We start from the raw sequence: 17,949 nt of genomic DNA on the forward strand, positions 1-17,949 counted from the left end.
GCAAATATGTTTGAAAACGTATCGGCAGAAATGCTCGGAAATATTTACGTAGGTGTTCTTGGTCTGTCAGTCATGCTTTATGCCATCTTAGATGGGTATGATCTCGGTGTAGGTGTATTAATTCCGCCTCGAACCGAAGCCTTTCGCGATGACATGATAGCGTCTATTGGACCTTATTGGGATGCCAATGAAACCTGGCTAGTACTCGCTATTGGGTTATTGCTCATTGCTTTTCCTGAGGCACACAGTGAATTTTTACAAACTCTGTACCTGCCAGCTACTTTCATGTTGCTGGGCCTTATTTTACGTGGCGTAGCTTTCGACTTTAGAGCCAAAGTCGTACAAGTTAAAAAACGTAAATGGGACCTGGTATTTAAATATGGCTCTTTGCTCACCACATTGGCGCAAGGTTACATGTTAGGCATTTACGTTACGGGGCTTCGAACCGATTTGTGGGCACAAGGTTTCGCATTGCTGGCCGCTTTTGGTGTAACCGCTGCTTATGCGTTTATAGGATCTTGCTGGTTAATTTTGAAAACAGAAGGTGAATTGCAACAAAAAGCATACTATTGGGCGCGCAGAGGTTTAGGCATTCTGGCTGCAGGTATAATTGCCGTAAGTATTGCCAATCTTACCCTACATGATGATGTTCGAGCGCTATGGTTTTCGGCACCATGGGGTTATGTATTATTTGCTATTCCATTGGCTAGCTTCGCTTTATTAGCGCTATGTGGCATGTTGTTGAAAAAGTTACCCCACGCTAATGGGAAGGGTGAATGGCTCCCCTTCTTTATTGCGTTACTTGTGTTTTTGTTGTGCTTTAGCGCCTTTGCAATAAGTTATTACCCGTTTATTATCCCAGGACAAATGACGGTTTCGGAAGCATTAAGCGATGCAAATTCGCTAAGGTTCCTGTTAATAGGCATAGTAGTTGTTGTACCTGTTATCCTTGCTTACACTGCCATGGTGTACAAGATCTTTTCAGGCAAGTCCGAAAAATTATCTTATTATTAAGCAAAAGCATTTAGCGCTCTTCTTATAACAATAGCTTCTAGCAATAGTGAACATCACTGATATTCAGTGGTGTTCATTCTCTTCGCAGCGATACAATATTACCAAGTGAAAGCGGTCTTGATGCGATCCCTAAGTAAAACGCAGGTAGGCGAGCCTTTTCGAGGTTGTAAAAAGACACTGCGGCTATGCGTCGATGACACTTTTCATACTAAAGTATAAGAACAATGATCCTTTTCGTGTAACAAAGTATACCAATAACCAATGGTGTTAGATCGCAATGAATCTATACTAGGTGTGTAAGCAAATATTAATTCTGAAAAGAACCAAATATACTGTTGACATCAAACTGTAATATTACTATATTTTATTTGGGGCAATTTTTTACCAGAAGGAGCCAAATTATGGAAAATGTATTCCATTCAATCTCACGGTTCTTCAAACGCGCGCACCCCTACCCAGTAGCTCATTATATTGGACGCAAAAACGCGCAGCGTATCTTAGGGTGTAAAATCAAAAAGAAATCCAAGATATTCGCCGAACAGCACGTTGAAGACCAAAATCATTAAACTTATATGGGGCCCGTCAAACCGGCCCCATTTTTTTTAAGTTAATTTGAATATATTCACGTACGCTTGCAGGTTCTCGGCAAGACCAGATAAGCTTTTCGCCTCACTATTTACATTGTTATTCGCGGTCTTGACTTGATCACCAAGCATTTGAAAATCTAGCGCCCCCTCGCGAGCCACTTGCACATGATCTTTAGCATGCTGTACAAAGCCAGACGCTTCATTACTTACTTCAACCAACGATAAAATGCTATTTCGTCCATCCTCCAAGGTAACGACCAAGTCATTAGCTAACCCCAATGCGTTGTGCGCTTTGTCCTTGTTTGACGTCATGGTATCAACAGAGTCGCGAATAGACTGCACAATCTTTTCTAACATCGCGTTAATTTCAACTGTTGATTGATGGGTTCTTGAAGCGAGTGTACGAACTTCATCCGCCACTACTGCAAAACCTCTTCCTGTCTCTCCAGCTCTTGCCGCCTCAATCGCTGCATTAAGTGCTAAAAGGTTTGTTTGATCTGCAATTTCAGCGATAGTTTTCACCACACTCGATACGTTACTGCCATCACTTTGAAGTTTGTCTAACGTAGAGGCGGTGTTATCAATGTCGTGGGTTAAGTCGGAGATAGCGCTGGCAGTGTTTTCAACATCGACTTTGCCTTGTGCTATTTGATTGGCACTGTCTTTAGCTTGCTCAGCTGCTTGTAATGACAAATTAAGGCTTTGCTCCATTTGATTTGACAGGTTGTCCATCACAGAGACCAATTGATTAATGTCTCCCTGAAAGTTGAGAATAGCTGTCGAAGAATGAGAGGTTGCATTGTTGAGCGTTTTCGATGAATGATTCAAATCATTTACGGTTGTTTGAAGGTCAGTCATACCTTTATGAAATACGCTTAATAAGCCTTGGACACTTTGTGTAATAGCATCGAGTTCTTTTAGGTTTTGATTTGGAAGGTTTGAATTTAGATTACGTGTTTTTGAAATTTCGTTAAGTTTATTAGCCATATCTTCAATGGGATTGGCGATATTTGCTTTAGCAAGTACATAGCCCATTGCAGATACAACGAGCAGTAAGATGATCAGAATAAAAACAGTGAACTGGCTAATATTTAGTTCATCAAAGATAGACATAGTACGAGAGTTTGCTGCGCGCTCTACATTTGAACGCAAAGAAGCTAAAAGTTCGTTGAGCTCAGATGCTGCTAGGGTGATATCTTGAAGATTGTCTCGTGCAGTATCCCAGTCGACCGATGCTGCAGACATAGTAAGCTGCAACACTTCAGCTGACACCACTAATGCATCAAATTTTTCTTTGGCGGCATTGCTTCCCAAATAACTGAATTGGGAGAATCTAACGATGGCCGCGTCAATTAATTGCTCTTTTTGTGTAGTGTATTCACCACTATTTATCGTAGTCCCATATAAAGAATAAGCCATGAGTACCAGCTCTTTGCTTTGAGTTTGTATGTCATCAATAGCACTTAATGAAGGGAGTGTTTCAGAGATGTAAGCTTCTACTAAATCTTCTACATTAGCGTTGTTTTTTGTCAGTACAACCGCAGCTATTACTGCAACTACGACAACGAGGAGGTAGCCTAACAAAATCCTTTGCTTGATAGTTTTAAACATGAGTTCCCCTTATTACTTTTGGGGCACGTCATACTCTCGTCGCATTTTACAGCGCCCTTTTTTAAATTTAGCAGGGTCTGAATAAGCCTATCCTACTGTTGAACAAATATAGACCATTTTGTCAGTCTTTTTATTTCAGATTTTTATCGAATGATTGCTTTAATTTTGATCTTTTTTTAAAAACACAAACGTCACAATTTATTGCTAGAAAAATATAAATAAAACTCGACTGTTTTTTAGGAAGCTAAATATGGGTCAAAGGCACTGAGGTAGTGTATTTGATTTGTTCCATTGCGAAGCTTGAAGTGACATCCGAAAATTCTATTCCGTTCACCAATCGCTTGTAAAAATGGTCGAAACAATCCATATCAGTTACGAGTACTTTTAGCAGATAATCGTATTCACCCGACATGCGATAACATTCGACAACTTCATCGAAAGATGCAGCGTGTCTAGCAAAGTTAGCGAGCCACTTCCCGTCATGGCTACCGGCTTTAACCTGCACGAAAACCGTCATAGCCAGTCCAAGCTGCTTTCCTTGCAACAACGCGACCCGTTTAGAGATGATTCCCTTTTCTTCTAACTTTTGAATTCTTCGCCAACAGGGTGTCATCGTAAGACCAACATACTCAGCGATTTCTGCAACAGGTGTGTCTGCGTTATTCTGAAGCACACTCAGTATGGCTTTATCTATTGCATCTATACCGCTTACCTTTTCACTACGCATAGCAACATATCGCTCTTTTTTTCAGTGTTTTAAGTTTATAGTAACTATGATGGGTAATGTTCTTTTTAGTCGGCTCTTTAAAGCCACCAAGGCTGAGTAAAGTCGATATTTTCAGGCGCAATTTCATATTGAAAGGGTGGCGTAAAGACATCCCAAAATGCTTCACGTAAATCCTCATCCACTATGTTAAGTTTGCCCGCGTCGCGGTAGCGAGACAATAGAGCACTATAGGCATCAATTGGCATTTGTGGGTTAGATTGTCGAAAAATAACTCGTCCGCCAAACTCTTCAAACATCGCTTTTTCTGTTTGAAACTGTATAACCTGCTTAGCCGCTATCTCTTTAATGGGTTTCTTTGCCGTTTCACTAGAAACCTGACCTTCAAACTTCTCGATAAACTTGCTTACCAGTGTTTGATTAACAGTTATGCCTTTTTGCTTTGCGTAGTCCTCTAAAACAAGCTTATAAATTCTGTTAGACGCATTTGCACGCACAACATAATCAAGCATACCTGCGTAATTGTCTTTCGCTTGCTGCTTCAAGTTTTTACGTTCTTCTTCGCTAGGCACAACGTCTGCCATACGGATTTCGGTATTAAGCACCATTGCTAAAATACCCTGTTCATCGACTTGTTCATTTGCCTGAGCCGCATAAGCAAGGCTTGAACTAAGAATAAGTAGCGCGGTGGCCAATGAAGATCGAATAGTTGATGTCATGCGCATTAAGCACTCCCTGTAGACGTATTTATACCTGCAGTAACACGCCGCGATTACGAAAGTTTTAAGTCTCGCTGAGTAGGTAATTAACTGCGCGGACTGGTATTACTTAAATGGTCGTTGTAATGAGTAAAGCATTAAACGCTATGCCTACGCAATACCGTGGCGTACTGATATTAGGAATATGCTGCGAGCATAAAATTTATTGTGGTGAACGAGTGCTTGTATGGTGTTGTGCGAAGTAGACGAGAGAGGGTAACGATAGCTACGCTGTAGACTAGCTATTGATGAAAAGCGCTATTCGTTAAAAGTGCTATACACTAAAGCTTCGTCGCGCGTTTAGCGTGAAGGAGGAAACGCGGACAATAGAAAGAAAAACGGCGGTCAAATGACCGCCGTTTTTGAATTCTTAGATAGCTTGCACGTTAGCAGCTTGAAGACCTTTTTGACCTTCTTCAACTTCAAATTCTACTCGCTGACCTTCTGGAAGCGTTTTGTAACCGTCAGAGATGATCGCACGGAAATGAACGAATACGTCCTTACCGCCGTTATCTTGAGTTAGAAAACCGTAACCTTTATCAGCGTTGAACCACTTAACTGTGCCTGTAACTTTAGACATGTCGTATAGACCTCAAATATCGTATTAAATTGCGCATAAGCGCGTGTAACTAAGTTCTTTAGAGTCTTTAAATTGGCGGAGTATTGGGTCTTACTTACGAATGGACAAACAACTTACAACAAATTACAGGGTAACTCGAGTGGTTTTACATATAGCAAATAATACAAAATCGCGTCTATTTAAAGACTTTGGCCAAAAGCCATGTCCACTATAACACTCTTCGGGACGATTACTATACAAATTAATAGATAAACTACGGATTTCATAAATATTTCACCGCAGCGTAACAAAAATCACAGCCCTTTTCGCCATGCCAAATACCAACAAATTGTACCGATTAAGCCTGTAATTGCAGGGAAATACCAAGATAAATCGTATATCGGCAGTATTGCTGACATTAGCATGAATGTAGCGCCTACAACGCTTAGATGAGTGGTCTGAGTTGTTTTCTTTTGCTCTTGAAGCAGTGCTAAATGCGCCCTTTTTTGCTGTAAAGGCAGGCGTTTCATCTGCTGTAAGCTATCGTATAAAAGATCAGGCATTTCGGGCAGCTTTTCTGACCAGAAAGGTAAATTGTCTTTTACTTTCCCCATCATAGCAGTAAACCCAATCTGCTCTTTCATCCAATTTTCAAGAAACGGTTTAGCGGTTTTCCATAAATCGAGCTGCGGGTAAAGTTGACGGCCCAGCCCCTCTATATACAGCAGTGTTTTTTGCAGCAACACAAGCTGAGGCTGCACCACCATATTGAAACGGCGTGCGGTATTAAATAGCTGTAACAGCACGTTACCAAAAGATATTTCTGCTAAGGGCTTTTGGAAAATAGGTTCGCATACTGTGCGAATGGCCATTTCAAACTCATCAATGTTGGTGTCTTGCGGCACCCAACCCGAGTCGGCGTGAAGCTGCGCCACTTTTCGGTAGTCGCGGTTGAAAAAGGCGATAAAGTTTTCGGCCAAATAGCGTTTATCTTCGCGATTAAGCGTACCCACAATGCCAAAGTCGATAGCGATATATTTCGGGTTTTCAGGATGTTCGGTAGATACAAAGATATTGCCTGGGTGCATATCAGCATGGAAAAAGCTGTCGCGGAATACTTGGGTAAAAAACACTTCAACTCCGCGCTCCGCTAACTTCTTCATATTAGTGTTTTGGGTAAGCAAGGCATCGATATTTGAAATCGGCAGGCCGTAAATACGCTCCATAACCAGTACATTGCTGCGACAGTAGTCACTGTAAATTTTAGGTACATACAGCGCGTCAGAACCCTCAAAGTTACGCCCTAACTGAATACCGTTTGCAGATTCACGCAGTAAATCCAGCTCATCGACAATGGTCTTGCGGTATTCCACAACCACTTCGACAGGACGAAGCCGTTTGCCATCCGGTAACCAGCGTTGAAGCACGTTAGCCAAACTAAATAACAGCTCCATGTCTGCCACAATAGTTTCGCGAATGTCAGGACGCAGAACCTTTACTACCACATCTTCGTTGTTATGCTTTAACTTTGCCGCGTGAACTTGGGCGATAGAAGCGGATGCCAGCGGCGCTTTTTCAAATTCACTGAATAATTCGCTTAAATCAGAAAGCCCCAATGCTTGCTTGATAATGTCTTGTGCAGCGTCCGATGAAAACGGCGGAACTTTGTCTTGTAAACGGGCAAGTTCGTTAGCAATAGCAGGGGGAAGCAAGTCTCGGCGGGTAGAGAGCATCTGGCCGAATTTTATAAAAACAGGCCCCAGGTTTTGTAGCGCAAGGGTAATACGCTCGCCGGCTGACTTGCCCTTGTGCTTGTTTCGCACCCAGAAAATGGTATGACGCATAGCCCGCGCGTACCAGGGTAACCACTTTGCTGGAATAAGTTCGTCTAAGCCGTGTTCCAACAATACCTTGTTAATTCGGTATAACCTAACAATACGCATTTATGAGCCTGTTTCTCTCAATCTTACTTAAATTTTTCTTCTAGACGGCGCAGTCTCGCATCGGCACTTTCTGCTCGATCGCGAAGCGCATTAACTTCGTCACTAAAGTGCATGACCGCCAGTTTGTGTGCAGCAAGCTGCTTTTCTTCTACTACGGCGTTGCCGAATACTTTCGCCATGGACGCCAGTGCAGACATAGATTTTTCATGCACGGTTTTCACCGTTTTAACCGTCTGATGGGCAATAACATCGTTAGTCTTTTGTGCCAATAACTCTTCAATGTCGATATCGAGCTGCTGAAACAAGGCACTGACTTGCTGAGCAATATTTAGCTCACCTTCCAAAAAGAGGGCTTTTTGTTGAATAAGGCGAGTAAGTTGGCTGGTTTCTTTTAACTCTGGCAAGGTTTGTAGCGATGTTTTAATACAGCAGTCTTTTGCTCCAAGCGACGCGACAGCATCTTCAAACGAGCCTTGTTCGCTGAGTACGTCGACACGGTCAGAAAACGACAATGTAATACCGTAAGGCAGCGGCGAGACAAACGCTGTAAGCCTAGCGCCATTAAGGGCTTTTAGCCTTTTTTTGCTGCCTTCATCTAAAGACAGCAGTTTATTTAGAGCCGATTCAACCGTTGCGGTAACAAGCGCAGAAGCAGGCATTAAAACTTGTAACCTCTGTGCAGAGCCACGATACCGCCAGTAAGGTTCTGGTAATCACATTGTTCAAAGCCAGCTTGTTCAAACATACCCTTTAGGGTTTCTTGATCTGGGTGCATACGAATGCTTTCTGCCAAGTATTGGTAGCTTTCTGCATCGTTTGCCACCAGCTGTCCCATTTTGGGCAAAATATGAAACGAATACATGTCGTAAAGTTTGCTTAACTGCTCTGACGTGGGCTTAGAAAACTCTAAAACCAGTAAGCGACCACCGGGTTTTAACACGCGGAAAATAGAATTTAGCGCGTTTTGCTTTTCTGTTACGTTTCGAAGACCAAATGCCATGGTTACCACATCGAAATGGTTGTCAGGAAATGGTAGCGCCTCTGCGTCGGCTTGCACATAATCAATATTACTGACCAAGCCACGGTCGCGCAGTTTATCACGGCCCACTTTCAGCATAGACAAGTTTATATCAGCAAGGGTTACACGCCCCGTTGGACCAACCAAGCGCGAAAACTTAGCGGTTAAATCGCCAGTGCCACCGGCAATATCCAACACCCTATTACCTGCGCGCACACCGCTGCAGTCAATGGTAAAACGCTTCCATAAACGATGTACTCCCATCGACATAAAGTCGTTCATTACGTCGTACTTCGCAGCAACAGAGTCAAAAACATTAGCAACTAAAGAGGCCTTCTGCCCTTTATCTACCTGTTTGAAACCAAAGTGTGTCGTATGCTCGGTAGCATTGTCGATTGCAGAGTCTGCTTGCGTAGCGGGAGTTTGATTGTCGCTCATGACAGTCCTGTAATTTGAATATTTTTATTGATGCCGAAGTGTATAGGATTGTTTGCTCAAGCAAAAGCTTTATGCCCGAGTCTCTCCTGATGTAAATCTAGTCTTCGACCAAGACATTAACAGAGCCTACAAAGTGCAGGCTCGCCAATAAAGAATACTAAAGCAGTCTCGTTCTAGGCTACCTGATTGTTTGTGCCCCAGCTGTAGGCAACAATAGCACTAATCTCTTGCAACGAACGGCCGCTTTCCTCATGCCATTGCGCAAACGCGGCATTGGCCGCCGACAGCGACTTTTTCGATGTTAATCCACCATCGACAATCTCGTTTTTGCGCAGGTAATCTTCTACATCACGAGAGAACAAGAAAGTATCAATGCCTAATGCACGGAGCATGTATGGGCCAGTGTTTCCGCCTAGTCGCGCACCGCGCTTTTTTAAAAACGTCCAAAGCTCGGTGATATTGTCTTTATCAAAGCCTGCTACAAATTTGCCAAAACTTCCGTGCTCCATAGCAACGTCTTTAATCATCATGGCATTGTCGCGTACCGTCATCACTTTTTTATAGTTACGAACTATTCGCTTGTCTGACGATTTCTGCTCTAGCATTTCATCAGGCATTAGCAACACTTTATCGACGTTGAAGCCAAAAAACACGGTTTCAAAATCTGGCCACTTTTGCTCTATGACTCGCCATACAAAACCAGATTTAAAGACTTGCTTAGTCATAGCAGCTAGAAAGCGGTTATCGGGTATAGCTTCAGTTTCAGTTTTTGAAAGCGGTGCCTGAAGCATTGCCTCAAGCACCTTTTCACCGCCTTTACGCTTGCACGCTCGGCGGTAAATTGATTGAAAAGACTCTGCCTTAAACTCTGACGTATTCCCTGCCATAGACACCTAGCCTTTAATACCACTATGACGAAGCAAGGCATCTACTTTTGGCTCGCGCCCTCTAAAAGCAACAAATAGGTCCATCGGCGGCTTACTACCACCCATTTCTAGAATGTTCTCTAAAAAGGCTTTGCCTGTGTCGCGATTGAAGATGCCATCTTCTTCAAACTTACTATAGGCATCGGCAGAAAGGACTTCAGCCCACTTATAGCTGTAATAGCCCGCTGCATACCCACCTGCAAAAATGTGTCCGAAACCGTTTTGAAAGCGATTGAACGAGGGAGGAATTACCACGGCAACTTCTTCGCGCACCTTATCTAATGTGCCCTGCACGTCTACTTCACTACCCTTTTCACTGTGCAGTAAGAAATCGAATAGACTGAATTCAAGTTGACGAACCATCTGCATAGCAGATTGATAATCACGAGCGGCAAGCATGCGGTCGAGCAAATCAGCAGGTAGTGGCTCACCTGTTTCGTAGTGACCAGAAATAAAGTTTAGGGCGTCTTCTTCCCAGCACCAGTTCTCTAAGAACTGACTTGGTAGTTCAACAGCATCCCACGGCACACCGTTAATGCCAGATACACCGGCTACGCGCATTTTTGTAAGCATGTGATGAATTCCATGCCCAAACTCGTGGAACAAGGTTACCACTTCATCGTGAGTAAATAGCGCAGGCTTATCACCCACTGGCGCATTGAAATTGCAGGTAAGGTACGCAACGGGAAGCTGTAACTCGCCAACCATTTTTTCGCGACGTACGCGGCATTCATCCATCCATGCCCCGCCACGTTTTTTAGCGCGTGCGTACAAGTCTAGGTAAAAGCTACCACGCAATGCGTCGGCATCGTCAGTTATAGTGAAATAACGCACATCTTTATGCCAGGTGTCGATGCCAGGCTGCTCAATAATTTTCAAACCGTATAGGCGATGTACTACTTCAAACAGACCTGATAGCACTTTGTCTTCAGGGAAATAAGGGCGAAGCATTTCATCAGAAATGGTGTACTTCTCTTGCTTCAATTTTTCGCTGTAATACGGTAAATCCCACGCTGCTAGCTCGATAACACCATGCTTGTCTTTGGCATACACTTTTACCTCTTCAAGCTCTTTTTCTGCCTGAGGTTTAGACTTAGCTGCTAAATCACGTAAGAAGCCTATAACCTGATCGGTAGAATCTGCCATTTTGGTAGCCAGTGAACGCTCTGCATAACTTGCAAAACCTAATAATTCAGCAAGCTCAGTACGCAGCGTTAAGGTCTGTTTAATAATGTCGGTGTTATCCCACTTACCAGCATTTGGCCCTTGGTCTGACGCCTTGGTTGAATAGGCGCGATACATTTCTTCGCGAAGTTCACGATTATCGGCGTAAAGCATAACAGGCAAATAAGAAGGAATATCCAGCGTGAACAACCAACCTTGCAAGTCTTTTTGATGCGCAGCTTGCGCTGCTGCTTCAAGGGCTGACTCTGGCATACCGGCGAGTTCAGATTCATCGGTAATGTGTTTGGTCCAGCCCATGGTGGCGTCCATCACATTATTGGAAAAGGTTGATGATAGCTCGCTAAGCTTTGCCTGAATCTCTGCAAAACGTTTCTTTTGTTCTGCTGGCAACGCAACACCTGAAAGCGTAAAGTCACGTACCGCGTTCTCAATGACTTTCTGCTGTTCTTCGCTTAAGGTTTCATACTCGTCAGACGCTTTAAGTGAAGCATAAGCATTGTAAAGGCCTTCGTGCTGGCCTACCCAAGTACCGTATTCAGATAAAAGCGGCAAACACGCATCATGCGCCTCTCGCAATTCATCGCTGCTTACTACGCTGTTCATATGCGACACAGGTGAAAACATTTTGCTTAAACGGTCGTCCACCTCTTCAAGGCGTAATACTAAATTCTTGTAAGAGTAATCTTTCGACGCTACGACCTCTTCTATTTCATTTTTACAAGCTTCAATGGCTTTTTCGATAGAAGGCTTTATAGAGTTTGGCTCAATAGCAGAAAAAATTGGTAGCCCATCTACCATCTCAATTGCAGGGGTTGTCATAATCTTTTTCACTCTTAATACGTTGATAGAATAATCATGGGGTTTCACTGACTAAAAGCAAGCTATTGTTTAAGGCACTATTGACCTATTTTGAACTTACTCCTAGTGTTAGTGCACGGATCACATAAGTGACATGTTACTAAGAGTCCCCTTCCCTTTAAAAAATTAAGACACGTGCTAAGCCACAAGGCTATGTCACAAATGTCGTATTTCATCCTTTTGTCTACTTTGTCTCCTAGTGATGCAGCGTCTATAATCTTGTTTAATAAATCTACAAGGCACAGACATGAAAACGTTAACGTCAGGCGAGATAGCATCGTACTGCGATGTAAATCTTCGCACTGTAATTCGATGGATAGAAAGCGGGAAGCTCAAAGGCTTCAAACTTCCGGGGCGCGGTAATAATCGCGTCCTCGTTGAAGACTTTATAGAATTTCTTGAACGTCATGACATGCCCATCCCAAGTGCGCTTAAAGGGGTCGCATCGCCTTCAATTCTTATCGTAGACGATGAAATGCCAGTAGCTAAATCTATCCAGCGGGTAGCGAGGCGAGCGGGTTTTGATTCCTACATTGCAACCGGAGGATTTCAAGCTGGAATCATGCTAAGTCAATACGATCCCAAGGTCATGACGCTTGACTTAAGCATGCCGGGCATGGATGGCTATAGTGTAATCGACTTCACCCGCGAACAAAGCAAGTACAGAGATTTAAAAATTATTGTTATCTCTGCGTTAGATGACATAAGTCTTGAACGTGCGCTAGAAATAGGCGCTGATGCTACGCTTCAAAAACCATTTTCTAACCATGATTTGACGAATGTGCTAGAGCAATTCATGTCGATGTAGTCTATACGGAGAAAGGATTTACTATGTCTTGGGCAGCAAAATGCGTTTTATTAATTTTATGTTTCAACGTTATCGCACTCCCTTCAAGCGCTAAACCGCTGACTTTTGCAGTTGTCCCTCAGCAGTCGGCTAAGAAAATGGCTGAGAAATGGCAACCGTTAATCGATTACGTGAGTAATTTCACTGGTCACAGCATAGAATTTAAAACGGCGAAAGACATACCAACCTTTGAAGCTAATCTAGCGAATGGTCTCTACGATATAGCCTATATGAACCCTTACCATTTCGTTGTATTTAATGGATCTGTCGGCTACCGTGCGCTTGCTCATCAAGGAGACAAAAAAATCCGCGGAATCATTGTCGTCAATGAAGAGAGTCCAATTCAATCGCTATCAGATTTAAACGGCGCCGAAATTGCATTTCCCGCACCAGCGGCTTTTGCTGCAACCATAATTACCAGTGCTTATCTTCGCAAAAACAACATTGCGTTTATTCCCCGCTATGTCAATTCACACGATTCAGTGTACTTGTCGGTGCAACGTAAATTTTTTAAAGCGGGCGGCGGCATTTATCGCACACTGAACACCTCACCCGAATCGGTAAAAGGCACCCTTCGCGTGCTGTGGGAAAGTGAAAACTACACGCCTCACCCTATAGCTACGCATCCAAATATGGCACAAGATGATAGACAAGCTATTCTTAATGCATTGATTGCATTGTCTAATGACAGCAGTAAGTCTTCAATCCTTAGTAAAATGGGGTTCAGTAGATTTGTTGCATCTAACGACAATGATTGGGACGACGTTAGGGCACTGGGTATTGCATCGCTCTCAAGACCACACCTATGAGAATTAAGCACATGAAGCTGTCACTAAGGTTTAAAACGATAACTGGGATAGCCAGTATTGCAGCACTCCTGCTACTGGTTCTTATCGTGACAGTATTTCAGTTATTGAATGACCTTGTAGACAGTAACATTAAAAAGTCTGCAGACACCACGGTGTCTCTATTTGTTTCGACGACGAAAAACGCTTTTCTAAGTTACGATTTGGCTTCACTTGATGCCGATGTGTCTGAGATTTTAACCAACCCTAACATCTCGTACGTCAGGGTTAAGGACAAGCTCGGCAATGTGTTTGTAGAAAAAGGTGATGACAGCGCGTTTGGTCGACCTTTCAAGGCTGATATTTCGGTGTCAAATGCCGACGATGGCGTTTACGACACCCGCGCACCTATTACTGTCAACGACACCCTTTATGGTTATGTTGAAATTGGATTAAACATTGCTTCTGTAACCGAATCGGTCTCAAGGGTAAGAAACTGGACAGTCTCGCTGGCTATAATGGAATTCATTTTAGTTGGTTTGTGTTCTTACCTTTTAGGTTCGTTTTTAATGTCTCAGCTACATCGTCTTCTTAAGGGTGCTAAACATCTAGCTGAAGCGGTAAAGCACAATGACTACAAGGATGTCTTTATTCCCGTCCGGGGTAGAGATGAACTAAGCGAACTTGCCGAAGCCTTCAATCAACTTGTTGAGCGCCTTAAAGAAGAATACGAACAGCGCCAACGTGCTCAGGACGAGTTAAAAGAACTCAACACGCTTCTTGAAGAAAAAGTAAAAGATAGAACAGCATTGCTTAATCAGAAAAATTACCAACTAGTAGAAGCGAATAAAGACTTGAAGGAAACTCAAGTACAACTTCTTCAGGCTGAAAAAATGGCGTCTGTTGGGCAGCTTGCAGCTGGGGTTGCTCACGAAATAAACAACCCAATAGGTTTTGTAAGCAGCAACATTTCAACACTTAGTGAATATGTTGCAACTTATCAAGTGATCTTCTCACAAATTCAAGTAGTTTTAGACGAGAAGGATGAGAATAAACGTGCTGTTGCCCTGGCTGATTTAGAAAAAATGCAGGGCAATCGAGATATGACCTTTATCAATGAAGACATTTCTGACTTATTAGTAGATTCACGCGAAGGCTTACAGCGCGTTGCTGAAATAGTTAAAGGTCTTAAGTTGTTTTCTCGCGTTGATAGCGAGCAAATGCAAAAACATAATATTAACGACTGTGTACGTACCACGTTGGCCATGGTCAACAATCAACTGAAATATATATGTACGGTTGAAACGCACTTGGGAAAAATTCCGGATGTAGAAATGAACGTCGGAAAAATATCTCAAGTTATCACCAATCTACTTATTAACGCTGGTCAAGCCATAGAAGCAACCAACAAAAATGGAAAAATAATAATCACTAGCTGCACAGTGGGGGAATTTGTTGAACTCAGCATAGAAGATTCCGGCTGTGGAATTCCGCCAAGTCACCTCGATAAATTGTTTAATCCATTTTTCACTACAAAACCAGAAGGACAAGGTACAGGGTTGGGCCTTTCAATTTCATTCGGTATCGCGCAAGAACACGGTGGAACGCTATCTGCAGCCAGCACCGAAGGAAACGGCAGTACGTTTACCCTATCTATTCCTATCAACCCCGTTTCTAAAGACTCACAAGATAACAGTGGGGTAAATGATGCGTAGAGTAATAGCACCAGATAATGCCATTGCATGTGATAGTTGCTACTTCGCCTATAAGGATAATTTTTTATGACAGAGCCTACAGAACAAGTAACAACCTTTACCGTGCTATTTGTCGACGACGAGCCTAATATTCTTCGTGCAATTAAACGCGCGCTATTCACTATGGATATTACGCTTTTGCTAGCCGATAGCGGCACTAAAGCGCTTGAGTTGATGAGCAATAACGAAGTACATGTCGTTATCTCAGACATGAAAATGCCGCAAATGTCTGGTGCAGAATTCCTGGAACAAGTTGCCGTCAAATACCCAGAAACATTTAGGGTTGTTCTTACCGGTTATGCAGATATCGAATCTACAATTAAGGCGGTAAACCAAGGCAAGATCCATCGCTATCTTCAAAAACCATGGGATAACCAAGAGCTTGTATCTGTAGTTGAAGAAGGGTTAGAACGGGTTAAGTTGAAGGCTGAGAATACGCGCCTTCAAAAACTTACTCGCCTACAGAATAGGAAACTAAGAGACGTAAATGCATCACTTGAGCATGTAGTTCAAAAGCGTACACGCCAAATTAAAGCTGCACTGAACAAAATTGAAAAGCACAACATTGCGATGGAGCAAGTGCTATTTAACGTAATAAGCATTAACCCCGACATAAACGGAAAATTTGCCATTGAAGTAAGTGAGTTAGCGTCGAAGCTTGCGCGTATTGCCCGGCTAGAGAAAGACGAAATAAAACAAGTACGCTACGCAGGCCTTATTTGTGAACTTGGCCTTCTAGGGCTTGAAAGCGAAGACTTTAAAGCACCGTTTTCAAAGCTTAAATACCAACAGCAACAAAATTACTTATCGCAGACCAAGAAGGCCTCATTGATACTAGCGCCAGCTCACGAGCTGCAGCAGGTGTCAGATATTATTGAGTTTCAGTTCGAGCATTACAATGGCTCAGGCTTATATAACAAAGTTGCCAAAGAAATTCCTGCAGGCGCGCGTATTTTGGCAATAGCTAGAGATTACTGGCGCTTAGTTACAGGCAGAATGAGTGGCGTTGAAATGAGCCCTCGCGATGCTAAATTAGAAATGAAAAAGCACAGAAATACACGCTACGATGGCGAGTTTTTAGATCTTTTGCTAGAAGCAGAAGATGTAACCACGTCTAAGCTACTTTCTACATCATTGAAAGCTTCACAACTGAAGGCGGGCATGGTGCTTGCCCAAAACTTATATAACGATAGCCATATTCTAATCCTACCTGAAGGTCATATATTTAGTAACGCGACCATACAAAAGCTCGTGCATTTTGAAGAAGAACGTGGAAAAGCGTTTAGTATTCAGATAGAACCAGAAGAGCTTTCTGCTACTATAAGTGAGTAAGCTCTGAAGGTTATGTGCTGAAAAAGGGCAAGCGCGACATAATACATGTCTCGTTTCGCCTCGCCCTTTTATTTACAACGCACTGTCCCCATTGACTAACTAATTGAAATTCTATTGAGCAAATCTCGGTCTTTTGATTACTCTTGCAAACAGAACCGATAGCAGATGATTTGCTGTGCGAACGTGTTAGCGCGTATATACTTGTACTCACGTTCGTAAAACCGACAAAGAAGGCTTTTTGAATGACACATTTTGATTATATTTGTATTGGTGGTGGCAGTGGCGGTATCGCATCTGCGAACCGTGCGGCGAAGCACGGAAAGAAAGCCGCTATCATTGAGGCGAAAGATATAGGCGGTACCTGTGTAAACGTTGGATGCGTACCGAAAAAAGCCATGTGGTACGGAGCCCAAATTGCTGAAGCTGTACACCGCTACGCACCTGAATATGGATTCGACTTGTCGGTAAATCATTTCAGTTGGGATAGCCTTATTGCCAGTCGTCAGGCCTATATCGAGCGTATTCATGCGTCTTACGATCGTGTGCTTACTGCAAACGACGTTACCTTGATTCGCGGTTTTGCAAAGTTTATTGATAACAACACGGTAGAAGTAAACGGCGAAAAGTATACGGCCGACCATATTACGATTGCCGTTGGCGGTCGCCCAATAGTCCCAGACATTGAAGGTGCCGAATACGGCATTGATTCTGATGGTTTCTTTGCGTTAAAGGAGCAGCCTAAGCGCACAGTCGTGGTTGGAGCGGGATATATTGGCGTTGAACTGGCCGGCGTACTTCATGCCCTTGGCACAGAATCGCACCTGGTCGTTCGAAAACACGCACCGCTACGAAACTTCGACCCCATTATTCATGAAACCTTAGTAGATATGATTCACGCTGAAGGCTGCAAACTACATAATCACACCAGCGTTGAGAAAGTAGAAAAGGCTGACGACGGTGAGCTTTCAGTGCATCTAACTAATGGCGAAGTGCTAAAAGCAGACTGCCTAATTTGGGCGATTGGCCGTAAGCCCTCTACTGACAAAATTGATATTGAAAACACCGACGTTGAGCTTAGTGAAGACGGTACGGTAAAAGTAGACAAATATCAAAATACCACAGCGAAAAACGTATATGCAGTGGGCGATATTACTGGTGAGGCAGAGTTAACGCCTGTTGCGATTAAGGCTGGAAGGTTGCTCAGTGAGCGTTTATTCAATGGTCAGAAAGATGCACATATGGACTATTCTTTAATTCCAACCGTTGTATTCAGCCATCCACCTATCGGCACCATTGGTCTAACAGAAGAAGAAGCGATAAAAGAGCACGGTGAAGACAATATTAAGGTGTATACGTCTAGCTTTGCATCTATGTACACTGCGGTAACTCGTCACCGTCAAATGACCAAAATGAAGTTGGTATGTGCGGGCGACAACGAAAAAGTAGTGGGGTTACACGGTATTGGCCACGGCATGGATGAGATTCTACAAGGCTTCGCTGTTGCCATAAAAATGGGCGCGACCAAAGCTGACTTTGATGCATGTGTAGCTATTCACCCTACAAGTGGTGAAGAATTTGTCACCATGACCTAAAGGGTGCGTTCTTCACTG

General features: G+C 43.1%; 16 protein-coding genes. 7 read left to right on the forward strand and 9 right to left on the reverse strand.

The features are described from left to right. Positions 1 to 6: 6 nt before the first annotated feature. Together KL866_RS15705 and KL866_RS15710 are read left to right on the forward strand one after the other, a co-directional pair. Complete coding sequence (locus tag KL866_RS15705; protein WP_025257605.1) at positions 7 to 1,014, forward strand: cytochrome d ubiquinol oxidase subunit II; 1,008 nt, start codon at positions 7 to 9, stop codon at positions 1,012 to 1,014. A 401-nt stretch (positions 1,015 to 1,415) separates the two neighbouring features. Next, the gene (locus tag KL866_RS15710) at positions 1,416 to 1,580 is read left to right on the forward strand and encodes a hypothetical protein (protein ID WP_012519908.1); all 165 of its coding nucleotides are present in this window, start codon (positions 1,416 to 1,418) and stop codon (positions 1,578 to 1,580) included. Positions 1,581 to 1,616: 36 nt separating this feature from the next. Here KL866_RS15710 and KL866_RS15715 read toward each other — a convergent pair whose 3' ends face one another. The 9 genes from KL866_RS15715 to prlC all read right to left on the reverse strand — a co-directional run bounded on the left by KL866_RS15715 (position 1,617) and on the right by prlC (position 11,582). After that, a complete protein-coding gene (locus KL866_RS15715) occupies positions 1,617 to 3,212 on the reverse strand; it encodes a methyl-accepting chemotaxis protein (RefSeq protein ID WP_214995894.1) in 1,596 nt (531 codons plus the stop codon). A gap of 244 nt (positions 3,213 to 3,456) precedes the next feature. After that, positions 3,457 to 3,939 carry an Lrp/AsnC family transcriptional regulator gene (locus tag KL866_RS15720; RefSeq protein WP_214995896.1) on the reverse strand — a complete coding sequence of 161 codons (483 nt, stop codon included), beginning with the start codon at positions 3,937 to 3,939 and terminating at the stop codon, positions 3,457 to 3,459. Positions 3,940 to 4,016: 77 nt separating this feature from the next. After that, positions 4,017 to 4,661, reverse strand: coding sequence for a hypothetical protein (locus KL866_RS15725; RefSeq protein ID WP_214995898.1), 645 nt, complete (start codon positions 4,659 to 4,661; stop codon positions 4,017 to 4,019). A 403-nt stretch (positions 4,662 to 5,064) separates the two neighbouring features. After that, entirely contained in the window at positions 5,065 to 5,274 is a 210-nt protein-coding gene (locus tag KL866_RS15730) for a cold-shock protein (protein ID WP_012519905.1), read from the reverse strand. Between the two features lie 293 nt (positions 5,275 to 5,567). Continuing rightward, a complete protein-coding gene (gene ubiB / locus KL866_RS15735) occupies positions 5,568 to 7,196 on the reverse strand; it encodes a ubiquinone biosynthesis regulatory protein kinase UbiB (protein ID WP_025257601.1) in 1,629 nt (542 codons plus the stop codon). A gap of 23 nt (positions 7,197 to 7,219) precedes the next feature. Continuing rightward, positions 7,220 to 7,855 (reverse strand): SCP2 domain-containing protein, encoded by a 636-nt coding sequence (locus KL866_RS15740; RefSeq protein ID WP_214995900.1) that lies wholly within the window; start codon positions 7,853 to 7,855, stop codon positions 7,220 to 7,222. Continuing rightward, positions 7,855 to 8,652 carry a bifunctional demethylmenaquinone methyltransferase/2-methoxy-6-polyprenyl-1,4-benzoquinol methylase UbiE gene (gene ubiE / locus KL866_RS15745; RefSeq protein ID WP_025257599.1) on the reverse strand — a complete coding sequence of 266 codons (798 nt, stop codon included), beginning with the start codon at positions 8,650 to 8,652 and terminating at the stop codon, positions 7,855 to 7,857. The genes KL866_RS15740 and ubiE overlap by 1 nt, the downstream gene beginning before the upstream one ends. A gap of 173 nt (positions 8,653 to 8,825) precedes the next feature. Further along, a complete protein-coding gene (locus tag KL866_RS15750; protein ID WP_214995902.1) occupies positions 8,826 to 9,539 on the reverse strand; it encodes a DNA-3-methyladenine glycosylase I in 714 nt (237 codons plus the stop codon). Positions 9,540 to 9,545: 6 nt separating this feature from the next. After that, complete coding sequence (prlC, locus tag KL866_RS15755) at positions 9,546 to 11,582, reverse strand: oligopeptidase A (protein ID WP_214995904.1); 2,037 nt, start codon at positions 11,580 to 11,582, stop codon at positions 9,546 to 9,548. A 286-nt stretch (positions 11,583 to 11,868) separates the two neighbouring features. On the opposite strand from prlC, the gene KL866_RS15760 reads away from it, so the two are divergent. From KL866_RS15760 to gorA, 5 genes are all read left to right on the forward strand, one after another. Then, positions 11,869 to 12,429, forward strand: a complete 561-nt coding sequence (locus tag KL866_RS15760) for a response regulator (RefSeq protein WP_025257596.1) — start codon at positions 11,869 to 11,871, stop codon at positions 12,427 to 12,429. Positions 12,430 to 12,452: 23 nt separating this feature from the next. Beyond that, a complete protein-coding gene (locus KL866_RS15765; RefSeq protein ID WP_214995906.1) occupies positions 12,453 to 13,277 on the forward strand; it encodes a phosphate/phosphite/phosphonate ABC transporter substrate-binding protein in 825 nt (274 codons plus the stop codon). Between the two features lie 11 nt (positions 13,278 to 13,288). Beyond that, positions 13,289 to 14,968, forward strand: a complete 1,680-nt coding sequence (locus tag KL866_RS15770) for an ATP-binding protein (protein ID WP_025257594.1) — start codon at positions 13,289 to 13,291, stop codon at positions 14,966 to 14,968. 66 nt (positions 14,969 to 15,034) lie between these two features. Then, positions 15,035 to 16,339, forward strand: coding sequence for a response regulator (locus tag KL866_RS15775; protein WP_025257593.1), 1,305 nt, complete (start codon positions 15,035 to 15,037; stop codon positions 16,337 to 16,339). 242 nt (positions 16,340 to 16,581) lie between these two features. Further along, entirely contained in the window at positions 16,582 to 17,931 is a 1,350-nt protein-coding gene (gene gorA, locus KL866_RS15780; protein WP_025257592.1) for a glutathione-disulfide reductase, read from the forward strand. Positions 17,932 to 17,949 lie beyond the last annotated feature (18 nt).

The sequence above is a fragment of the Alteromonas sp. ALT199 genome (genome assembly GCF_018619335.1).
Lineage (GTDB): Bacteria > Pseudomonadota > Gammaproteobacteria > Enterobacterales > Alteromonadaceae > Alteromonas.

Coding starts and splice junctions, on each gene's coding strand:
- KL866_RS15730 (WP_012519905.1), bottom strand. CDS start 5,274: ATGTCTAAAGTTACAGGCACAGTTAAGTGGTTCAACGCTGATAAAGGT.
- ubiB (WP_025257601.1), bottom strand. CDS start 7,196: ATGCGTATTGTTAGGTTATACCGAATTAACAAGGTATTGTTGGAACAC.
- KL866_RS15775 (WP_025257593.1), top strand. CDS start 15,035: ATGACAGAGCCTACAGAACAAGTAACAACCTTTACCGTGCTATTTGTC.
- KL866_RS15760 (WP_025257596.1), top strand. CDS start 11,869: ATGAAAACGTTAACGTCAGGCGAGATAGCATCGTACTGCGATGTAAAT.
- KL866_RS15720 (WP_214995896.1), bottom strand. CDS start 3,939: ATGCGTAGTGAAAAGGTAAGCGGTATAGATGCAATAGATAAAGCCATA.
- ubiE (WP_025257599.1), bottom strand. CDS start 8,652: ATGAGCGACAATCAAACTCCCGCTACGCAAGCAGACTCTGCAATCGAC.
- prlC (WP_214995904.1), bottom strand. CDS start 11,582: ATGACAACCCCTGCAATTGAGATGGTAGATGGGCTACCAATTTTTTCT.
- KL866_RS15770 (WP_025257594.1), top strand. CDS start 13,289: ATGAAGCTGTCACTAAGGTTTAAAACGATAACTGGGATAGCCAGTATT.
- KL866_RS15740 (WP_214995900.1), bottom strand. CDS start 7,855: ATGCCTGCTTCTGCGCTTGTTACCGCAACGGTTGAATCGGCTCTAAAT.
- KL866_RS15715 (WP_214995894.1), bottom strand. CDS start 3,212: ATGTTTAAAACTATCAAGCAAAGGATTTTGTTAGGCTACCTCCTCGTT.
- KL866_RS15710 (WP_012519908.1), top strand. CDS start 1,416: ATGGAAAATGTATTCCATTCAATCTCACGGTTCTTCAAACGCGCGCAC.
- KL866_RS15765 (WP_214995906.1), top strand. CDS start 12,453: ATGTCTTGGGCAGCAAAATGCGTTTTATTAATTTTATGTTTCAACGTT.
- gorA (WP_025257592.1), top strand. CDS start 16,582: ATGACACATTTTGATTATATTTGTATTGGTGGTGGCAGTGGCGGTATC.
- KL866_RS15705 (WP_025257605.1), top strand. CDS start 7: ATGTTTGAAAACGTATCGGCAGAAATGCTCGGAAATATTTACGTAGGT.
- KL866_RS15725 (WP_214995898.1), bottom strand. CDS start 4,661: ATGCGCATGACATCAACTATTCGATCTTCATTGGCCACCGCGCTACTT.
- KL866_RS15750 (WP_214995902.1), bottom strand. CDS start 9,539: ATGGCAGGGAATACGTCAGAGTTTAAGGCAGAGTCTTTTCAATCAATT.